The sequence below is a fragment of the Acidimicrobiales bacterium genome, from assembly GCA_035546775.1.
In the GTDB taxonomy this organism is placed as follows: Bacteria; Actinomycetota; Acidimicrobiia; order Acidimicrobiales; family JACCXE01; genus JACCXE01.
In genome coordinates this window covers 53,398-71,593 of record DASZWD010000067.1, presented here as the reverse complement: position 1 = coordinate 71,593, position 18,196 = coordinate 53,398, and the positions used below count along the sequence as shown (strand labels likewise).

17 protein-coding genes are annotated in these 18,196 nt (G+C 67.9%); 5 read left to right on the top strand and 12 right to left on the bottom strand.

Annotated features, from left to right (window positions below):
* Positions 1 to 25 precede the first annotated feature (25 nt).
* Entirely contained in the window at positions 26 to 2,248 is a 2,223-nt protein-coding gene (locus tag VHC63_17055) for an NADP-dependent isocitrate dehydrogenase (GenBank protein ID HVV38320.1), read from the top strand.
* Between the two features lie 54 nt (positions 2,249 to 2,302).
* Here the strand turns inward: VHC63_17055 and VHC63_17050 are convergent, their stop codons facing one another.
* Positions 2,303 to 2,728: an SRPBCC family protein gene (locus VHC63_17050; protein ID HVV38319.1), complete on the bottom strand. Its 426-nt coding sequence runs from the start codon at positions 2,726 to 2,728 to the stop codon at positions 2,303 to 2,305.
* Positions 2,729 to 2,755: 27 nt separating this feature from the next.
* Here VHC63_17050 and VHC63_17045 point away from each other — a divergent pair, with 27 nt between their 5' ends.
* The gene (locus tag VHC63_17045) at positions 2,756 to 3,757 is read left to right on the top strand and encodes a malate dehydrogenase (GenBank protein ID HVV38318.1); all 1,002 of its coding nucleotides are present in this window, start codon (positions 2,756 to 2,758) and stop codon (positions 3,755 to 3,757) included.
* Here the strand turns inward: VHC63_17045 and VHC63_17040 are convergent.
* Genes VHC63_17040 through VHC63_17025 form a run of 4 tightly spaced genes read right to left on the bottom strand, consistent with a single transcriptional unit; the run spans position 3,754 to position 6,995 of the window.
* The gene (locus VHC63_17040; GenBank protein HVV38317.1) at positions 3,754 to 4,878 is read right to left on the bottom strand and encodes an ABC transporter permease subunit; all 1,125 of its coding nucleotides are present in this window, start codon (positions 4,876 to 4,878) and stop codon (positions 3,754 to 3,756) included. The genes VHC63_17045 and VHC63_17040 overlap by 4 nt on opposite strands.
* Positions 4,871 to 5,962 carry a hypothetical protein gene (locus tag VHC63_17035; protein ID HVV38316.1) on the bottom strand — a complete coding sequence of 364 codons (1,092 nt, stop codon included), beginning with the start codon at positions 5,960 to 5,962 and terminating at the stop codon, positions 4,871 to 4,873. Before VHC63_17035 ends, VHC63_17040 begins: the two co-directional genes overlap by 8 nt.
* Positions 5,963 to 6,001: 39 nt before the next feature.
* Positions 6,002 to 6,748, bottom strand: a complete 747-nt coding sequence (locus tag VHC63_17030) for an ABC transporter ATP-binding protein (protein ID HVV38315.1) — start codon at positions 6,746 to 6,748, stop codon at positions 6,002 to 6,004.
* A 28-nt stretch (positions 6,749 to 6,776) separates the two neighbouring features.
* Positions 6,777 to 6,995, bottom strand: a complete 219-nt coding sequence (locus VHC63_17025; protein HVV38314.1) for a hypothetical protein — start codon at positions 6,993 to 6,995, stop codon at positions 6,777 to 6,779.
* Between the two features lie 54 nt (positions 6,996 to 7,049).
* Between VHC63_17025 and VHC63_17020 the strand changes: the two genes are divergently transcribed.
* Positions 7,050 to 8,249 carry a hypothetical protein gene (locus VHC63_17020; GenBank protein ID HVV38313.1) on the top strand — a complete coding sequence of 400 codons (1,200 nt, stop codon included), beginning with the start codon at positions 7,050 to 7,052 and terminating at the stop codon, positions 8,247 to 8,249.
* Positions 8,250 to 8,309: 60 nt separating this feature from the next.
* On the opposite strand, the gene VHC63_17015 is transcribed toward VHC63_17020, so the two are convergent.
* Positions 8,310 to 8,840, bottom strand: coding sequence for a hypothetical protein (locus VHC63_17015; GenBank protein ID HVV38312.1), 531 nt, complete (start codon positions 8,838 to 8,840; stop codon positions 8,310 to 8,312).
* Positions 8,841 to 8,885: 45 nt separating this feature from the next.
* Here VHC63_17015 and VHC63_17010 point away from each other — a divergent pair, with 45 nt between their 5' ends.
* On the top strand, positions 8,886 to 9,836 hold the full coding sequence (locus VHC63_17010; GenBank protein ID HVV38311.1) for a hypothetical protein: 951 nt from the start codon (positions 8,886 to 8,888) through the stop codon (positions 9,834 to 9,836).
* Positions 9,837 to 9,843: 7 nt separating this feature from the next.
* The gene (locus tag VHC63_17005; GenBank protein ID HVV38310.1) at positions 9,844 to 10,569 is read left to right on the top strand and encodes a hypothetical protein; all 726 of its coding nucleotides are present in this window, start codon (positions 9,844 to 9,846) and stop codon (positions 10,567 to 10,569) included.
* On the opposite strand, the gene VHC63_17000 is transcribed toward VHC63_17005, so the two are convergent.
* From VHC63_17000 to VHC63_16975, 6 genes are all read right to left on the bottom strand, one after another.
* Complete coding sequence (locus VHC63_17000; protein ID HVV38309.1) at positions 10,562 to 11,578, bottom strand: peptidoglycan-binding domain-containing protein; 1,017 nt, start codon at positions 11,576 to 11,578, stop codon at positions 10,562 to 10,564. The two genes, VHC63_17005 and VHC63_17000, sit on opposite strands and share 8 nt — an antisense overlap.
* Before the next feature lie 254 nt (positions 11,579 to 11,832).
* Complete coding sequence (locus tag VHC63_16995; GenBank protein ID HVV38308.1) at positions 11,833 to 12,579, bottom strand: succinate dehydrogenase/fumarate reductase iron-sulfur subunit; 747 nt, start codon at positions 12,577 to 12,579, stop codon at positions 11,833 to 11,835.
* A complete protein-coding gene (locus tag VHC63_16990; protein ID HVV38307.1) occupies positions 12,576 to 14,525 on the bottom strand; it encodes a fumarate reductase/succinate dehydrogenase flavoprotein subunit in 1,950 nt (649 codons plus the stop codon). Before VHC63_16990 ends, VHC63_16995 begins: the two co-directional genes overlap by 4 nt.
* 2 nt (positions 14,526 to 14,527) lie before the next feature.
* Positions 14,528 to 15,229 (bottom strand): succinate dehydrogenase cytochrome b subunit, encoded by a 702-nt coding sequence (locus VHC63_16985; GenBank protein ID HVV38306.1) that lies wholly within the window; start codon positions 15,227 to 15,229, stop codon positions 14,528 to 14,530.
* Positions 15,226 to 17,361 carry a glycoside hydrolase family 2 TIM barrel-domain containing protein gene (locus VHC63_16980; GenBank protein HVV38305.1) on the bottom strand — a complete coding sequence of 712 codons (2,136 nt, stop codon included), beginning with the start codon at positions 17,359 to 17,361 and terminating at the stop codon, positions 15,226 to 15,228. The genes VHC63_16985 and VHC63_16980 overlap by 4 nt, the downstream gene beginning before the upstream one ends.
* Before the next feature lie 19 nt (positions 17,362 to 17,380).
* Positions 17,381 to 18,139, bottom strand: coding sequence for a hypothetical protein (locus VHC63_16975; GenBank protein HVV38304.1), 759 nt, complete (start codon positions 18,137 to 18,139; stop codon positions 17,381 to 17,383).
* Positions 18,140 to 18,196: the final 57 nt, after the last annotated feature.

Sequence of the window (18,196 nt, the reverse complement as noted above, 5' to 3'; positions counted from 1 at the left end):
GCGTATTCCTCGGTAGGTTAAGACCGTGCCTGAATCGACGATCATCTACACGCTCACCGACGAGGCGCCGCTCCTCGCCACCTATTCGTTCCTGCCGATCATCGAGGCGTACGCCCGCACGGCGGGGGTGGTAGTGGATTCGCGCGACATCTCCGTCGCCGGGCGCATCCTGGCGTCGTTCCCTGATCGTCTGGCGCCCGACCAGCGCGTGGGCGACGCCCTCGCCGAGCTCGGCCAGCTGGCGACGACGCCCGAAGCCAACATCATCAAGCTGCCGAACATCTCGGCGTCGATCCCGCAGCTGAAGGAAGCGATCGCCGAGTTGCGGGCCAAGGGGTACGCCGTGCCGGACTATCCCGACGACCCGCAGACCGACGAGGAGCGCGACGTGCGCGCCCGCTACGACAAGGTCAAGGGCAGCGCTGTCAACCCGGTGCTGCGCGAGGGCAACTCCGACCGACGCGCGCCGGCGTCGGTCAAGGCCTACGCCCGCACCCACCCCCACTCGATGGGGGCGTGGTCGGCGGACTCGAAGACCAACGTGGCCCACATGACGGCGGACGACTTCCGTTCCAACGAGCAGTCCGTCGTCATCGAGAAGGCCACGGCGGTGCGCATCGAACTCGTCGGCGCGGATGGCACCACGACAGCGCTGCGCGCTCCGGTGCCCGTGCTCGACGGTGAAGTGATCGACGCCACGTTCCTGAACGTCGCCGCGCTGCGCACCTTCCTCGACGCGCAGATCGCCCGCGCCGAGGCCGAAGGCGTGCTGTTCTCTGTGCATCTCAAGGCCACGATGATGAAGGTGTCGGACCCGATCATCTTCGGCCACGTGGTGCGGGCGTTCTTCCCCGCGCTGTTCGACCAGTACGGCGCCGACCTCGCGGCGGCGGGCATCTCGCCCAACGACGGCCTCGGCACCCTGCTCGAGAAGGCCGGCGGCTTGGCGAGCGGTGACGCCGTCAAAGCGGCGGTGACGCAGCGCCTCGGCGAGGGCCCGGCGCTCGCCATGGTCGACTCGGATCGCGGCATCACCAACCTGCACGTGCCTTCCGACGTCATCGTCGACGCGTCGATGCCGGCGATGATCCGTACGTCGGGCCACATGTGGGGCCCCGACGGCCAGGAGCACGACACGCTCGCCGTCATTCCCGACTCCAGCTACGCCGGCATCTACCAGGCCGTCATCGACGACTGCCGCGCCCACGGCGCCTTCGATCCGGCGACCATGGGCTCGGTCCCCAACGTCGGTCTGATGGCGCAGGCGGCGGAGGAGTACGGCAGCCACGACAAGACCTTCGAGGTCCCGGCCGACGGCACCGTGCGCGTCGTCGACGACGCAACCGGCGACGTGCTGATGGAGCACGTCGTGGCGAAGGGTGACATCTGGCGCATGTGCCAGACCAAGGACGTGCCGATCCGCGACTGGGTGAAGCTCGCCGTCACGCGCGCCCGCGCCACCGGAGCGCCCGCGGTCTTCTGGCTCGACGCCACGCGTCCCCACGACGCCAACCTCATCGCCAAGGCGCAGCGCTATCTCCAGGACCACGACACCAACGGCTTGCAGTTCGAGTTCAAGGCGCCGGTCGACGCCTGCGCGTTCTCACTCGAGCGCATCCGCCGCGGTGAGGACACGATCAGCGTCACCGGCAACGTGCTGCGCGACTACTTGACCGATCTGTTCCCGATCCTCGAGCTCGGTACCTCGGCGAAGATGCTCTCGATCGTCCCGCTGATCAACGGCGGTGGGCTGTTCGAAACGGGCGCCGGCGGCTCGGCGCCCAAGCACGTGCAGCAGCTCGTGAAGGAGAACTACCTGCGCTGGGACAGCCTCGGTGAGTTCTTCGCGCTGGCCGCCAGCTTCGAGCACCTCGCCAATGTGACGGCCAACAAGCGGGCGCAGGTCCTCGCCGACACGCTCGACCTGGCCACGGGCACGTTCCTCAACGAGAACAAGTCACCGGGGCGCAAGCTCGGCACGATCGACAACCGCGGCAGCCACTTCTACCTGGCGCTGTTCTGGGCCGAAGAGCTGGCCAAGCAGTCGGCCGACGCCGAACTCGCCGCCGCCTTCGGTCCGCTGGCCCAGCGCCTGCGCGCCGAGGAAGCCACGATCGCCGGCGAGCTGCTCGCCGTCCAAGGCCACCCCGTCGACCTCGGCGGCTACTACAAGCCCGACCCCGACAAGACGACGGCGGTCATGCGCCCGTCGCCCACCTTCAACGCCGCGCTCGCCACGCTCGGCTGACGCTTCTGGTGTCTCCAGGAAAGAAAGACCCTGCCGTGGAGACACCAGAAGCGTTCAGGGCTGCGATTCGGCGGCGGCCTTGAGGCGCTCGAGGGTCTTTTGCATGCCTTTGATCAGGGCACCGCGGCGCTGGGCGATCGTGTAGACGATGTCGAGGCGTGACTCGACGCGGAACGACTCGGTGACCGACGTGCCCCCGTCGGACTCGGTGAAGCTGTAGGTCCAGATCGTGCCGCCGGCGTCGAAGGCGAAGAGACGGTTGCTCTCGCACGCCGTGATGACGGGCGTGGTGGACCACTTGTAGAACCACACCTTGTTGGTGCCGCGGAACTTGGCGCCGACCGCCGGGCCCGTGGCGCCGTCGACCCACTCGGCGGCAGTCGTTTCGGGACTCCACTCGCCCATGCGGGTCACGTCGGTGACGAGCGCCCACACGACCTCCGGCGCCGCATTGATGTGGATCGTGGCTTGGCCCTCCATAGGGCTCCGAAAGTACTGTCGCCACCGATGAGCACGAAATCTCCGATCACCGTCACCGTCACCGGCGCCGCCGGCAACATCGGCTACGCCATCGTCTACCGGATCGCCTCCGGGCAACTGTTCGGGCCGGACCAGCCGGTGCGCCTACGGCTGCTCGAGATCGAGCCGGCGATGAAGAGCCTCGACGGCGTCGTGATGGAGCTCGAGGACTGCGCTTTCCCGCTGCTGGCCGGCGTCGACACGCTGACCAGCGACGACAAGGCCGCCTTCGACGGGACCAACTGGGCGCTGCTCGTGGGCTCGGTGCCGCGTAAGGCCGGCATGGAACGAGGCGACCTGCTCAACATCAACGGTGGCATCTTCAAGCCTGCCGGCCAGGCCATCAACGACACCGCCGCCGATGACGTGCGCATCCTCGTGGTCGGCAACCCCGCCAACACCAACTGCCTGATCGCCCGCGAGAACGCTCCGGACGTGCCGAGCGACCGCTGGTTCGCCATGACCCGTCTCGACGCCAACCGCGCCAAGACCCAGCTGGCGCAGAAGGCCGGTGTGCCGGTGGCCGACGTGAAGAACGTCGCCATCTGGGGCAACCACTCGGCCACGCAGTACCCCGACGCCTACAACGCCACCATCGGCGGCAAGAGCGCCTACGACGTCATCGCCGACCACGACTGGCTCCAGTCCGGCTTCATCGAGACCGTGCAGAAGCGCGGCGCGGCCGTGATCGAGGCGCGTGGCCTCAGCTCGGCCGCCAGCGCGGCGAACGCGGCGATCGACTCGGTCACGAGCGTCGTCAATGCGACGGCCGCCGGCGACTGCGCCTCGCTCGCGGTGTGCTCCAAGGGCGAGTACGGCGTGCCCGAGGGCCTCCAGTTCGGCTTCCCGATCACGGCCGACGGCAACGGCGGCTGGTCGGTGACGGAGGGCTTCGACCTCAACGACTTCGCCAAGGCCAAGATCGCCGTCACCACGGACGAGCTGATCAGCGAGCGCGACGAGGTGCGTGCGCTCGGGTTGATTCCCTAGTTCGACGGCCTGATCACCATCCGGTCGCGGCGCAGCAGCCGCCCCGTCGGCCACAACACGACCACCGCCCAGAAGGCGCTGGCGACGAGTACGAGGGCCCAGTCGCCGGCCGACGCGGTGTGTCGTACCGCTTCGCTCAAGATCGTCTGCTGGCCGACCACCGGGATGAACAGCGCCCACGACGCGACCGCACCCTTCACGACGAAGGTGAGGGTCAGTGCGATCAACATCGGAGCGATGCTCGCCAACGCGGAGATCGCGCCCGCCTCGCCCGGCGTGCGGGCGCTGGTGCCGGCGAGCACGCCGAGGGCGCCGAAGAACGGCAGCATGCACAGGCTGCCGGCCACGAGGCTGGCGAAGGTGGCGGCGGGCAACGACGGGCGGATGCCGGCGATCGACACGTGCGTCGTGGCGATGACCGCGAGCGGGGCGAGCAGTGCGCCGAGGGCGACGAGTCCGGCGCCGGCCGCGAAAATGGCCTTGCCGACGGCGATTTCGCCGCGCCGTAGCGGCAGCACCAGCAGCGGTTCGAGACCGCGCTTGGAACTCGTGCTGGCGAACTGTCCCGCGGCGATGCCGACGACCCCGAGCAACTGGACGACGAAGTAGAACGGCAGCAGCCGGCTGAAGTTGAGTTGCTGGCCGTGCGGGATCTTGTCGATCGCCTGACGGGTCGTGCGGATGCCGCCGTCGGCCACCCCGGCACGTTCGGCAAGTGACCGGCCCAGCGCCGCCTGCACCGCGCCGTACGCGTTGCGCGACTTGTCGCGCGTGTTGGCGACGAAGAACCGCACATCGCCGTCGGTGCCGACGGCGACGCCGAGGTCGCAGCGCGCCGCCTGCGTGTCGGCGCGGGCGTGCGGTGACAATCGTGCCCGGATGTGGTGCTGGCGCAGGTCGGCGACGAACGACGCGGCCGGCGCGGCCGGCCCCTCGACCGCGACAATCGGGGCCCGCTGCGCGGCGTTCGACTGGTTGTTGGCGAGGATGCCCGGAAGCACGACCACCGCGGCGAGGAAGAAGAGCGGTTGCAGGATCACGCCGAGCGCAATGCGCTGGCGGAAGTACTCGCGCAAGTCGAAGCGCCCGACCTGCCACGCCCGCTCGCAGAACCTACGCACGCGTCACCACCCGTTCGGAGTCGAGGTAGCGCCGGGCGTAGCCGAAGCACACCAGGCCGCCGACGGCGGCCACGACGACGGTCTCGGCCGTTTCGCCGACGGTGGCGGTGCCGACGATCGCATGGCGCAGCAGCACCATCGCGCCGGTGACCGGCAGGGCGCGCAGCAGCGGCGTGTGCGCCACCGTTCCCGACAACTCCATGAGCAGGCCGATGGCGGTCACGACGAAGAGGGCGGCGGTCGATCGGACGCGCGCCGCGTTCAAGGATTGCCCGCTGACGCCGAGCGCCAAGCCGAGGGTCGCGAAGAACCAGGCCGTGGCGGCGATCACCACGGCGAGGATCCCAGCGGTGGCGGCGACGCCGTTGGTCCCGTGGTGGTGGGCGACGGCGAGCACCAGCAGCGTGAAGGGGAACAGCAACGCCGAGGCACTGATCATGCCCACTACTACCGACGACAGCGCCAGGCCCGCGAGCAGGTCGGTGCGCCGGATTGGTCGCACGAGCAACCCGTCGAGCGTGCGCAACGACCGGCCCGAGAGGAACCGCAACGCCGAGAGCTGGATGATGGCGCCGAGGGCCGTGATGAACAGCAACGGCGCGCTGCGCGAGATGAGCCCGCGGCTGTCGTCGAGGCTCACGGCGCGCACCAACTCTGCGTGCTGGCGCGGCGCGGTGACGCCGGAGCGTTGGGCTTGCAGCGCCGCCAGCGCGCTCTCGGCGATGCCGAGCGTCATCGTCGCCTTGGTCCGCGACGACGACGTCAGTTCGTGCAGCGTGAACGGGCGGCCGGAGCGCAGATCGGCGGCGGGGTCACCGCCGAACAGCAGCGCGGCGTCCGCCTCGTCGAAGGCCACCGTGGCGGTGGGATCGGCGGCCACGACGACGCGCAGCCGGCGGGCCAGCGCTCGGCGCGCCGCCGGCGGGGCGTTCTGTGACACGGCGATCGTCGAGTGGAGGTTGGCGTCGCTGCTCTCGCCCCGGCTCATGAAGACGAGGGGCAGAAAGGCGAACGCGCCCCAGAGCACGAGCGGGGCGAAGACGAGGGTCAGGACCACCGAGCGTTGCCGCAGATTGTCGAGCACGTCTTCGCGTGCGACCCCCAGGACGGAAGCTGGGCGCATTCAGACGACGGATTCGCCGGCGAGCGTCTCCGCCCGCAGCAGACCCAGGAACGCGTCGCGGAAGTCGGCCTGACCGCGCGACGCGGCGATCTCTTCCTTTGTCCCCTCGGCGACGACCTTGCCCTGCGCGATGCCGACCACCCGCTCGCACACCTCGTCGGCTTCGTCGAGGGCGTGGGTCGACAGCAGCACCGTCTTGGTGCCGCGCACGTCGGGCGACATGAGCAGGTCGCGCATGTTGGCCGTGGCCACGACGTCGAGGTTGGCGGTGGGTTCGTCGAGCAGGAGGATCGGAGGGTCGTGCACCAACGCCCGCGCCAGCGCGATCTTCTGGCGGTTGCCCTTCGACAGCTTGCCGGCGCGCTGGTCGAGGTTGTCGCCGAGGGCGAGCAGTTCGGCGACCTCGTCGATGCGGGCGGCGACGCGTGCGGGAGACAGCCCATACGCCCTCCCGCTGAACGCGAGGTGCTCGCGACCCGTCAGCCGGTCGAGCAGCCCCGGCTCTTCGGTGACGAGGCCGATGACCTGGCGCACGTCGTCGGCCTGTTTGACGACGTCGAAGCCGCCGACGCGGACCGTACCGGCCGTCGGGCGCAGGAGCGTCGACAGCACCCGCATCGTGGTGGTCTTGCCCGCGCCGTTGGGCCCGAGGAAGCCGGTCACGACGCCCGCTGGGGCGCGGAAGGTGATCCCGTCGAGCACTTTGGTGTCTCCGAGCTCGCGCACGAGCCCGTCGACCTCGATCATCTCGGTTCGCCCGCCCCAGCGACAGTGATCAGACTTCGAGCGTCACCTTGAAGTTGACGCCGAGGCGCTGGAGGTAGGCAAGCTTCTTTTCGATTGCGGCTTGCCACTGTGCGAGAGCCACTTCGTAGGGATTGCGATCCCCGTCCTCATGGGCGTGCTCGAGTTCGTCGAAAGCTGCATCTTCCGCGTCGAGCAGGCCTCGGTACTTCTCCAGGAAGTGGTCGTCGATCACCTCGGACAGCGTCACGGGCGTCTCCTTTGGCTCAGCCGTTGATGATTTGGACTGTACCCAACGTTTTCCATGTTGTCACCGGGACGTTTCTCTCAATTTCTTGTGACCGATGCCCTATTCATCTGGTGTGACCAGGAATACTGTCGCTTCTACGGGGGCGAACGGTCCTCGGCAGCAACACACAAAGGAGGTACCCGGTTGAACTCGAAGAACGGCAAACCCGTACGCGAAGTGCTGGTTGGATCGTTGCTCGTGCTCGCCGGTGCGGCTGCATGGATTCTGCTGTCAGCGGGGCAGGCGGGCGCATTGACGAATGTCGACCAGGACTCGACGAATACCAACATCGGTATCGCTGCGTCCAACACGGGCGGGAACGTCGCGGTCGGTAACGGCTCGACCAACAACGCCACGAGCAACCAGAACGCCACAGCGACGGGCAATGGCAGCGGCGACAAGATCGCCGTGAACGACGCCACCACGTCGAACCACTCCAATGGTTCCGCGACCGTCGCCACGGGCAACGCCAACTCGAATGGCAACACGGCGAACAACAACACGGTGCAGGCGGCCAACACTGGCAACAGCTCCGGTCTGGTGAACGCCGATCAGAACTCCAACAACACCAACATCGGTATTGCCGTCTCGAACACCGGGGGCAACATCGGGGTGGGTAACGCGTCGCAGAACACTGCGAACAGCAATCAGAACGCCACGGCGTCGGGCAACGGTACGGGCGACAAGATCGCCAGTAACACCGCCAACACGTCGAATGTCTCTGACGGCTCGGCGATCATCGCCACTGGAAACGCATCGGCCATCGGCAACACGGCGAACAACAACACCGTGCAGACGATCGACGCCCAGGGCGCTTCCGGACTGGTGCTTGGAGATCAGAACAGCAACAACCTGAATTTTGGTTTGGGCCTCGCCAACTCCGGCCTCAATGTCGGTGCGGGCAACGTCTCGATCAACAACGCCAACGCCCCGCAGACTGCGGCGGCAACCGGCGGTGGCAGTGGTGACAAGGTCGCGGTGAACGACTCGACCGCCACGAACTCCTCCGACGGCAACGCGGCGATCCTGACGGGCTCGGCCAGCGCCACCGGCAATCTGGCCAGCAACTCGAACACCCAAGTCCTCGACGCGGACAGCATCTCGTCGGTGCGCAGCGCTTCAGCGACGCTGCCTCTGCTGGTGCTCTCCCTGGCGATGGGCTTGCTGTTCTTGCGCAAACCGAGGCGGGCACTCGCGATGCGACGTCGCGTCTAGCTCGGACGTCTCACGGATTGGGCGGGCCCTCCGGGGCCCGCCTTTTTCGCGTCCGGCGCCCTAGGGGATGCAGTTGTCGATGCGGTTGGCGCGGGCGAAGTGGCTGATCGCCTTGAGTGGCGCCACGCCTTCGTCGTCGACCTTGTTGTATTCGGTCTCGTTCCCCGTCCGCAGGGCTGCCGCGTAATCCCGGCCCGCCTTCACGTAGTCGTCGAAGGCTCCGAACCAGGCGTTTAGCTGGTCGTTGTTGGCTGGACGGTGTGAGAGCGCCCGCAGGTGGGCGACGGCCGCCTCCAGCTTGTCCGCCACCTTGTCGACCTTGGCGGCGTTCGCCTTGGGGCTGTCGTCGATCTTCTCCTGTTCCTGGCTGGATCGCTGCTTTTCGGCCAGGGGCTTGACTTCCTGTGCGCACAGCGCGTTGGCGGCCCGCACGAAAGTGGGGTCGGTCATGGTGCGGGCCGGGCGGCGCTTGGAGACGATCCACTCGATCCCGGCGGGCAGCATGATCAGCACCATCACGATGAGGACGACCTGCCACACGCGGCGCCGGTGCCAGACACCCTTGAAAAACCATTCGATCCAGCCGCGCACCGGGCCGGTTGTAGCAGCCCGAGGGCCCCGACCTACGATTCGGAGATGCAACCGATCTCCGCGACGCCCTCGTCGCGCGTAGCTACTGTGATGATCGCGGTGGCGATCCTGCTGGCACTCGTCGGCATCGGCGGGGTCGCCTTCGGCGCCGCCGACAAACCCAGCACCAACGCGTCGACTGCCGGCTCGACCACGTCCACGAGCGAACTGTCGGGATCCGACACCACCCTGCCGGGCGCGACCGACACCACCGTCGCCGGCGCCGGCGCCGGCGCCGGCGCGACGAGCACGACCGCCGCGTCCGGCAACCACTCGACGGCCACGACCGCCGCCGGGGCGAAGCCGTCGGGTATCTGCGGTGACGCGCCGGCCACGTCCACCGACCCGACCGCCAATCAGGCCCCGGCCATCGGCCGCTACACGTTCGTCGACTGCACCGACAACTCCAAGACCGTCGACGAGGCCGTGACCGCCGGCGCCAGCAGCAACGGCGTCACCCGCCGCAACGTCACCGCCGACATGGGCGGCCAGCAGCAGACCTCTTCGATCGCCTACGGCCCCAACGGCGTGCTGATCGAGAGCCTGTCCTTCGACTCACCGCAGGGCCGTCTGACCTGCGACCTCAACCCCGACGTCTTGAACTATCCGGCGGACATCCACGTCGGTTCGCAGTGGTCGGGCTCGAGCACCTGTGACATCAAGAACAATGCCGGCGTGAAGTACGGCACGATCAAGCTCGACTCGACGGGCAAGGTGACGGGCAAGGTGGCGGCCACCGTCGGCACCACCACCGTCAACGCCTGGTCGGTCGAAGGCACGATCACGCTAACGGCCACGGTGCCGAGCTTCGGCAGCCAGACCACGCACATCAACGAGCGCGGCTATTACGACCCGGCGCACGGCATCGAGGTGTACCGCCACGCCGAGGTGCAAAACGGCAGCGGCAGCGTCACCACCGACGAGAAGCTGTCGAGCCTGACGCCCAAGGCGTCGTAACCGCGGGGTGCTCGAACTCGTCGACGAGTTCCGGCACACGCCCGGTACGCACCCACTGTGGGCCGAAGCCTGGTCGTTCGAGGCCGTCGCCCCTGATCTCTCGTGGGGCCTCTACGCCCGGCTGACGCTGACGCCGGAGCACGCGTGGTGGTGGTCGGTGATCGTGCGCCAGGACGAGCCGCTGCTGCTCGTGCGCGATCAGCACCTCGACGTACCGCGGGGCTTCGAGGTGCGCGGCGCCGGCTTGTGGGCCGACCTCACATGTCACGAGGCCATGCAGCGCTGGCAGGTGAACTTCGAGGGCTTTGCCGTCGCCCTCGACGACCCACGCGACGCCTACGGTGCCGAGCGCGGCGACCGGACCGCCGTTGAGTTCGAGTTCGAATGGGAGGCGACCGCGTCGCCGTTCGCCATCCACGATGGGTACGGGCAGCGCTGCGCCGTGACCGGCGACGCCCAGATAGTCGGCTCAGGCGGTGTCGCCGTCGACGAGCCCGTCTCCGGCTACCGCGACCACACGTGGGGCGTCGTGGACTGGTGGACGCACGAGTGGGTGCGCGTCGAAGGCGCGCCGGCGCAGGACGCCGTTATCCGTCCGGAGCTTTCCGGGGGCGTGCTCATCGAGCCCGTCGCCGGACACGGGCGGCGCCGGCTGGAGCGCGCCGCGTCGGTGATCGTCGACGCCGACGGCGTCACGCGCGTCGGGTGGGCCGAGTGGAACCGCGCTACTTGAGCGGTGGCGACAGCGGGCGCAGCAGGAATGCCCGCGTGATGTCGTCGATCTGGCCGGTGACGGGCAGGCGTGACGCTGCCTGGAACGCCCGCACCGCGGCGTCGGTCTGCGGACCCCATACGCCGGTGGCCGGGACGCCGAACCCGAGACTGCTCAGCAGCGTTTGGTAGGCACGGATCTGGTCGGATCGGTAGGTCGTGTTGTCGCCGACGGGCACCTGGAACAGCGCCGCGTCCGACACGGCCTGCCAAATCTCGTCGCTGGCATGTTCCCAACTCCAGAACGACACGCTGGTACCGCCCATGTCGGCGACGGCGCCCATGAACCGGTGGATCGTGCCGCGGTTGGGGATGCCGGGCGGACCGCCGTCGGCCGCGCCGTCATAGGCCTGACCCACCGGGATGATCGGCTTGCCATACTTCGCCAGGCCGAGCCACGTCTGCTGCACTGCGACCGCCGGATCGTTGTTGAGCCAGTAAATCATCGGCGCGATGGCGTCGAACATCTTGACCACCGACGCGTACGGATACGACGTGATGCGCGGGCTCGGACGGGGCACGACGGCGATCAGCGGGAAACCGAACCCGACCGCATCGCGCAACGCGTAGCCGTAGAAGCCGGTGGTATCGGGACTCAGGTTCACTCCCATGCTGCGGAACTCGATGTCGGCGGCGAAGCCGTCGATGCGATCACCGCTCGGCGTCGTGTAGTGCGCCGCCTGCGACGCGCGCGCCACGTCGGCACCGATGTCGTCGAGGTAGGGGAAGTCCCAACCGAACACCTTGATGCCCACGCCGTGGGCCCGCGGCAACAGCGCGTCGAGGAACGGTGCCGCGTTGAAGCCTTCCTTGGACGTGCCCGTCTTCACGTAGAGGTAGTTGATGCCGTAGCGCTGCGCTTTGGCGACGATCGCTTGCGCGTTGCCGCCCTCGGCGAACTGCGGCTGCCAGATCCACATGCCCTTGCCGACGGGGACGCCGCCGTGCAGGTTCGGTGGCGCGGGCGCCATCGGGGTGGATGCGGTCTTCGGTGCGATCGCTTCCCCCGACGTAGACGTCGTCGCGGGTTGCGCGTTGGTCGTAGTGGGTACACCTACAGCAGCGGTCTTGGCGGCGGGTGTTGCTGCGCGCGACGCCTGCGGGTGTACGACGAAAAGCCCCAGTAGCCCCAACCCCACCAACACGTTCAAACACGTGAGCAGAAACCTTCGAGCGTTACTGGAGCCGGCGGACTGCAAGCCGGCTCGAATCATTTACTGCAACTTCAACTTCGGTTGAGACTCCCTGCGAGAAGGTCGCTGTTCATTTGGGCGATGGTACCGAGCGGGATTTCCTTGGGGCATGCAGCAGAACACTCTCCAATGTTCGTGCACGACCCGAAGCCTTCCTGCTCCATCGCGTCAACCATCGCTATGACGCGAGCATTCCTTTCGGGCTGTCCTTGGGGAAGTAAAGCCAAATGCGTAATTTTTGCCGCGGTGAACAACATGGCCGATGCGTTCGGGCAGGCCGCGACGCACGCACCGCAGCCGATGCACGCGGCGGCCTCGAACGCTGCATCGGCGTCGACCTTCGGCACAGGAATCGACGCCGCTTCAGGAGCAGCGCCGGTATTCACTGAGATGTATCCACCGCTCTGAATGATGCGGTCGAACGCACCTCGATCGACGACGAGGTCTTTGATGACCGGGAAGGCGCGCGCCCGCCATGGTTCGATCCAGATCTCCTGGCCGTCGCGGAAGTGCCGCATGTGCAACTGACACGTGGTCGTGGCGCGCTCGGGGCCGTGCGCGATGCCGTTGATGACGAGACCGCACATACCGCAGATGCCTTCGCGACAATCGTGGTCGAAGGCGATGGGATCCTCGCCGTTCTTGATGAGTCCTTCGTTGACGACGTCGAGCATTTCGAGGAACGACATGTCCTCAGAGATGTCGTTGGCCTGATACGTCATCATCCGGCCTTGTGCGTCGCCATTGGGCTGACGCCAAACGTGGAGTGTCAGGTTCACTTGTAGGACCTCTGCGCGGGGTGGACGTAGTCGAAGGTGAGGTGCTCCTTGTGCAGCACCGGTGCGTTGCCGACGCCGGTGAACTCCCACCCGGCGGCATAGCTGTACTCGGCGTCGTTGCGCGCCGCTTCGCCGTCTTCCGTCTGGTACTCCTCGCGGAAGTGGCCGCCGCAACTTTCGTTGCGGTGCAGCGCGTCGATGCACATGAGCTCGGCGAGCTCGAAGAAGTCGGCGACGCGGCCGGCCTTCTCGAGCGACTGGTTCATCTCCTCGTTGGTGCCGAGGACCTTCACTGATTGCCAGAACTCGTCGCGCAACTCGGGGATGCGGTCGAGCGCCTTGCGCAGGCCTTCTTCGTTGCGACCCATGCCGCAGTAGTCCCACATGATCTTGCCGAGCTCTTTGTGGAACGAGTCGACGGTGCGGGTGCCGTTGGGCTTGAGCAGCTTTCCGATGCGGTCCTTTACGTCGGCGACCGCTTGCTGCGCCTCGGGGCACGACGCGTCGGCGGTGTTGGGCGCGGTCTGCGCCAGGTAGTCGCCGATCGTCGCCGGCAGCACGAAGTAGCCGTCGGCGAGGCCCTGCATGAGCGCCGAGGCGCCGAGGCGGTTGGCGCCGTGATCGGAGAAGTTCGCTTCGCCGCCGACGAACAGACCGGGGATGGTCGACATGAGGTTGTAGTCGACCCACAACCCACCCATCGTGTAGTGGATCGCCGGGTAGATGCGCATTGGCGTCTTGTACGGGTTCTCGTCGGTGATGCGTTCGTACATGTCGAACAAGTTGCCGTAGCGCTCGGCGACGGTCGCCTCGCCGAGGCGGTTGATCGAGTCAGCGAAGTCGAGATACACACCGAGGCCACCGGGGCCCACACCGCGGCCCTCGTCGCACACGGCCTTGGCGGCGCGTGACGCCACGTCGCGGGGCACGAGGTTGCCGAACGCGGGGTAGCGGCGCTCGAGGTAGTAGTCGCGCTCGGACTCGGGGATCTGCTCGGGCGAGCGATCGTCGCCCCGCTTGACCGGCGCCCACACGCGGCCGTCGTTGCGCAGCGACTCGGACATGAGCGTGAGCTTCGACTGGTGGTCGCCCGACACGGGGATGCAGGTCGGGTGGATCTGCGTGTAGCAGGGGTTGCCGAACAGCGCGCCGCGGCGGTGCGAGCGCCAGATGGCGGTCGTGTTGCAGCCCATGGCGTTGGTGGAGAGAAAGAACACGTTGCCGTAGCCACCGGTGGCGAGCACCACGACGTCGGCCATGTGCACCTGGATCTCGCCGGTGACCATGTCGCGGGCCACGATGCCGCGGGCGCGGCCGTCGACGACGATGACGTCGAGCATTTCGTGACGCGTGTGCATCTCGACCGTGCCGGCGTGGATCTGGCGCTCGAGCGCCTGGTAGGCGCCGATGAGCAACTGCTGGCCCGTCTGGCCACGGGCGTAGAACGTGCGGCTCACCTGCGCACCGCCGAACGAGCGGGTGTCGAGCAGGCCGCCGTACTCGCGGGCGAAGGGCACGCCTTGAGCGACGCACTGGTCGATGATCTCGACGCTGAGCTGGGCGAGGCGGTACACGTTGCGCTCGCGGGCGCGGAAGTCGCCGCCCTTCACGGTGTCATAGAAGAGGCGGTAGATCGAGTCGCCGTCGTTGCGGTAGTTCTTCGCCGCGTTGATGCCGCCCTGGGCGGCGATGGAGTGCGCCCGCCGCGGGCTGTCCTGGTAGCAGAACGCCTTGACGTTGTAACCCATCTCGCCGAGCGACGCCGCCGCCGCGCCACCGGCGAGGCCGGTGCCCACGATGATGACGGTGTGCTTGCGGCGGTTCGCCGGGTTGACCAGCTTGAGGTCGAACTTACGCGTGTCCCACGCGTCTTCGATCGGGCCGTCGGGGACCTTGTTGTCGGTGATGTCGGAGCCGACGGTCCAGCGACCTTCACTTGTCGTCATGGTCACGGACGGCCTCCGAACATGATCGTCCAGGGCATCGCCAGGAAGCCGAGGCACACGACGACCGCGATCGTCGCGCTCAGGCGGCGCAGCATCGCCTCGCGGGCGCCGCTGCCGCGACCGAAGGTCTGGAACATCGACCACACACCGTGGAACAGATGCAGGCACAACGCACCCATGGCGAAGGTGTAGACGAGCGTCACGATCGGGTGCTGGAAGCCCGACACCGAGTTGGCGTACACGTGGCCTTCCTTGAAGGTGCCGGCGTGGGCCACACCGATGGTCATGTCGAGGATGTGGAAGACGATGAACGCCAGCAGGATGATCCCGCCCCAACGCATCGTGCGCGACGCATAGCTCGCTTGGATGCTGTCCGTGTGGGCGTACGGCATCGGCCGCGCCCGCTTGGACTGCACCGTCGTCATGTACGCCGCCCAGATATGGATGCTCACCGCCGCTAGGAGGACGACGCGCAAACCCCACAGCGCGAAGTGGCCGGGAATGACGGGTGCACCCACGACGCGCAGGAAATGGGCGTACTCGTCGAAGTGCTTCTGCCCGAAGAAGAACTTCAGGTTGCCGATCATGTGGGCGATCACGAAGCCGACGAGGATGATCCCCGAGGTGGCCATCGCGTACTTCTTGCCGATCGACGTTCGCAGGACCAGTGGCTTGGTCGCCGGTGCAATTGTCGTGTCAGTCACGGTTCCATCCTCGCGCCTGTTCCCCCTTGGTTAACAATCTGTGCAACGTACTGATTGGTCACGTCGATTCCGGGACCCGTGGTGGATAAGTCAATGGTGATGGGCCCTATCGCGTCCGGCGATGCGGCCGTGATGGTGCCGACGCGGGCGCACGAGTCGGGTGCGATGTCGCCCACCCACGCCTGGCGGTGGACCGAGCCGTCGGGGAAGTTGACCGTGGCGGTGGTGCGCGCCGAGGCGACGGTGTCGCGGCGATCCGAGATCACGTGCACGTCGAGCACGATCGGCTCGCCGGGCTCGTAGAACGCCGCGGGGCGCTCGGCGACGACGATGACCGGCGCGCACGCGGCGGCCAGCGCGTAGTAGCCGAGCTTGGGCTTGCGTTCGTGGTCGAGCACCGACCACGTGACGGCGGGGTGGGCGTCGGCCCAGAAGAACGCGGCGAAGCCGCCGGTCGGCCGGTATTTCAATCGCCGCAGCGTCTCGACGTGGTGCTTCAGGATCGTGGCCTGGTACCGCTGCGTGGCGGCGCGCCAGTCGTCGTAGTTGGCGTAGTTGGCCGGCGGCACATAGCGCTCGAACGGTTCGAGCTGCAGGCAGTGCGCGTGCGCCAGGCGCGTCCAGTCGAGGTCGGGCCAGCGCTCGGCCTCCATGAAGTCGTCGCTGTCGGGGATGGCCTGGCTCCCGAACTCGCTGACGAATTGCGCCAGACGCGGCACGCGGCGCAGCCAGCCGGGGAACTCGCGTTCGGTGCCGTGATACCAGCCGAAGTAGACGTGCGTGTCGGTGCCCGTGTTGCCTACATGGGGCAAGACCCCGGAGTGCGCGATCACCGGGCGCGTCTTGTCGGCGCGTTCGAGAGCGCGCTTGACGGTGTTGTCGAGGATCGTCTTGTTCCACGTGGGGAGTTGCTGGCCCACGACGTAGCCGCGCACCGACGGCGTGAACGGTTCGTTGTGCCCGCACCACAACGCGATCGAGGGGTGGTGGCCGAGCAGGTCGACCATGGCGCGGGCTTGGCGCGCCGCCTGCTTGCGGACGCCGCGGGCGTAGCCCCACTGCAACGGCATGTCCTGCCACACCAGCAGGCCCGCCCGGTCGGCGGCGTCGTAGAGCTCAGGACGCGCCACGTGCGCGTGGACGCGCACGAGGTCGAGGTTGGTCTGCTTGGCGAGCTCGACGTCGCGCACGACATCGTCGGGCGACGCGTCGGCAAGGCGGCCCTTTGTCGGGCCCAGGTTGACGCCCTTGACGAACAGCCGCTCTCCGTTGACCGTCCAGCGAAAGTCGCGCATCGACACCGAGCGCAGGCCGGTCGTGACCTGGCGGGTGTCGCTGGCGACGAGATCGTGCGTGCCGTCGTCGGCGACGACGAACACCGACACCTCGACCTGCGCCAGGTTGGCGTCGCCCAGTGCGTGGGGCCACCACAGCGTCGGGTCGTCGACGTCGACGCGCCAGGTGATCGAGTTGCTTTCCGCCGCGATGGCGTGCTCCGCCTCGTGGTCGACCGTGCGGCCGCCGTGGGTGACGACGGTACGCACGTTGATCGTGAGCGCCTCGGTCGTGTCGAGGTCGGCCGCCAATTCGAGGCTGGCGCGCTGCGCGTCGGCGCGTGGGCACAAGACCCGCAGGGTCGTGATGCGCACCGGCCCGGTGTGGGCCAACCGCACCGGTTGCCAGATGCCCCCCGGGCTGTCGTCGGGATCGAGGCAGTCCCAGTGCTGGAACACGCCCGTGATGTTGCGCTTCTGGTTCAGGTCGTCGGGGCGCGAGCAGGCGACCTCGAGCGCCAGGGTGTGCTCGTGGCCCGCTCGCAACGCCTCGGTGATCTCGAACGCGTGCGGGACGAAGTAGCCCTCGGTGTCGCCCAGGTAGTTGCCGTCGAGCCAGACGTCGGACGTGTAGAAGATCCCGTCGCACACGAGCCACGAGCGCGCCCCCTCGTCGGTCGCTTCGAAGTTGACGCGGTACAGCAGCGGCCCGTCGGTGTCGGCGAACGCCGGCGTGCTGCGCCACTGCGAGCGCGGCGCGATCGGCTGCCACTGGGTGTCGTCGAAGTCGACCTCGGGGTAGCGGCGGCGTAACTCGTCGTCGGCGATCGCCGCCCGCCAGCCCTCGGTGAGTTCCACGAATCGGCGACGCTAGCGATTACGCGACGGTGAGGTCACCGCTGAACTGCGCCTGCACCGCCAACGCGCCGCTCGCCGCCTTCGTCACGTCGAGGATCCACGTGCCGTTGCCGAGCGTGACGCGGGTGGCGCGCCACGTGTCGCCGCGCTGGGTCGTCACCGTGAAGGTGCCGGTGGCCTCGGCGGCACCGCGGTGTCCCTCGTAGCGGCGCACGGGGCCGACGGTGACCGACGTGCCACCCGTCGGCTTGAACGCCGCGTCGGTGTGGAGCAGGAACGACACCGACGGCACGGGCTCGGCCAGTCCGCCGTTGCCGACCGCCACCGACGAGTTGAACATGCAATCGCCGGCCGTCAGCGCCCGGGCGCCGCCGTCGATTGCGAAGGTGGCGCCGGCGGGTGTCAGCACGACGGGAACCTCGCCCACGTCGAGGCCGCAGGTGCCGGTGACGGGCAGCGGCCGTCCGCCCGACCACACGATCGTCTCCTCGTCACCGTCGATGTCGGCGCCGGTGATGGTGAAACCGCCCCGCCCGGCGTCGGGCACGGTGAGGGTGAACGGCGTCGGGATCGGGTCGGTGAGGGCGTCGGGGGCGCGGAACGCCGTCAGGGTGCCGGTGAACTGCGCGGTGCCGCGATAGGTGTGCGCACCGGCGGCGGTAGTCGTCGATGTGGTGGTTGGCGCCCCCGCATGGCCCGCGGCGGCGTGATTGCACCCGCTGAACAGCACCAACGACGCGGCCGCCAGAACCACCGCTCGTCCGGGCACAAGACGCATTGGTTCGAGCGTAAGCGAGCAAGGAAACAGGGCGGGTGGGAGGGCGTAAGCGAGCAA

What these genes read in the sequence shown, in the direction of transcription:
- VHC63_17050 (HVV38319.1), bottom strand. Translation starts at nt 2,728, where the DNA reads ATGGAGGGCCAAGCCACGATCCACATCAATGCGGCGCCGGAGGTCGTG.
- VHC63_17045 (HVV38318.1), top strand. Translation starts at nt 2,756, where the DNA reads ATGAGCACGAAATCTCCGATCACCGTCACCGTCACCGGCGCCGCCGGC.
- VHC63_17030 (HVV38315.1), bottom strand. Translation starts at nt 6,748, where the DNA reads ATGATCGAGGTCGACGGGCTCGTGCGCGAGCTCGGAGACACCAAAGTG.
- VHC63_17020 (HVV38313.1), top strand. Translation starts at nt 7,050, where the DNA reads ATGTTGTCACCGGGACGTTTCTCTCAATTTCTTGTGACCGATGCCCTA.
- VHC63_17010 (HVV38311.1), top strand. Translation starts at nt 8,886, where the DNA reads ATGCAACCGATCTCCGCGACGCCCTCGTCGCGCGTAGCTACTGTGATG.
- VHC63_17000 (HVV38309.1), bottom strand. Translation starts at nt 11,578, where the DNA reads ATGGCGCCCGCGCCACCGAACCTGCACGGCGGCGTCCCCGTCGGCAAG.
- VHC63_16990 (HVV38307.1), bottom strand. Translation starts at nt 14,525, where the DNA reads ATGACGACAAGTGAAGGTCGCTGGACCGTCGGCTCCGACATCACCGAC.
- VHC63_16975 (HVV38304.1), bottom strand. Translation starts at nt 18,139, where the DNA reads ATGCGTCTTGTGCCCGGACGAGCGGTGGTTCTGGCGGCCGCGTCGTTG.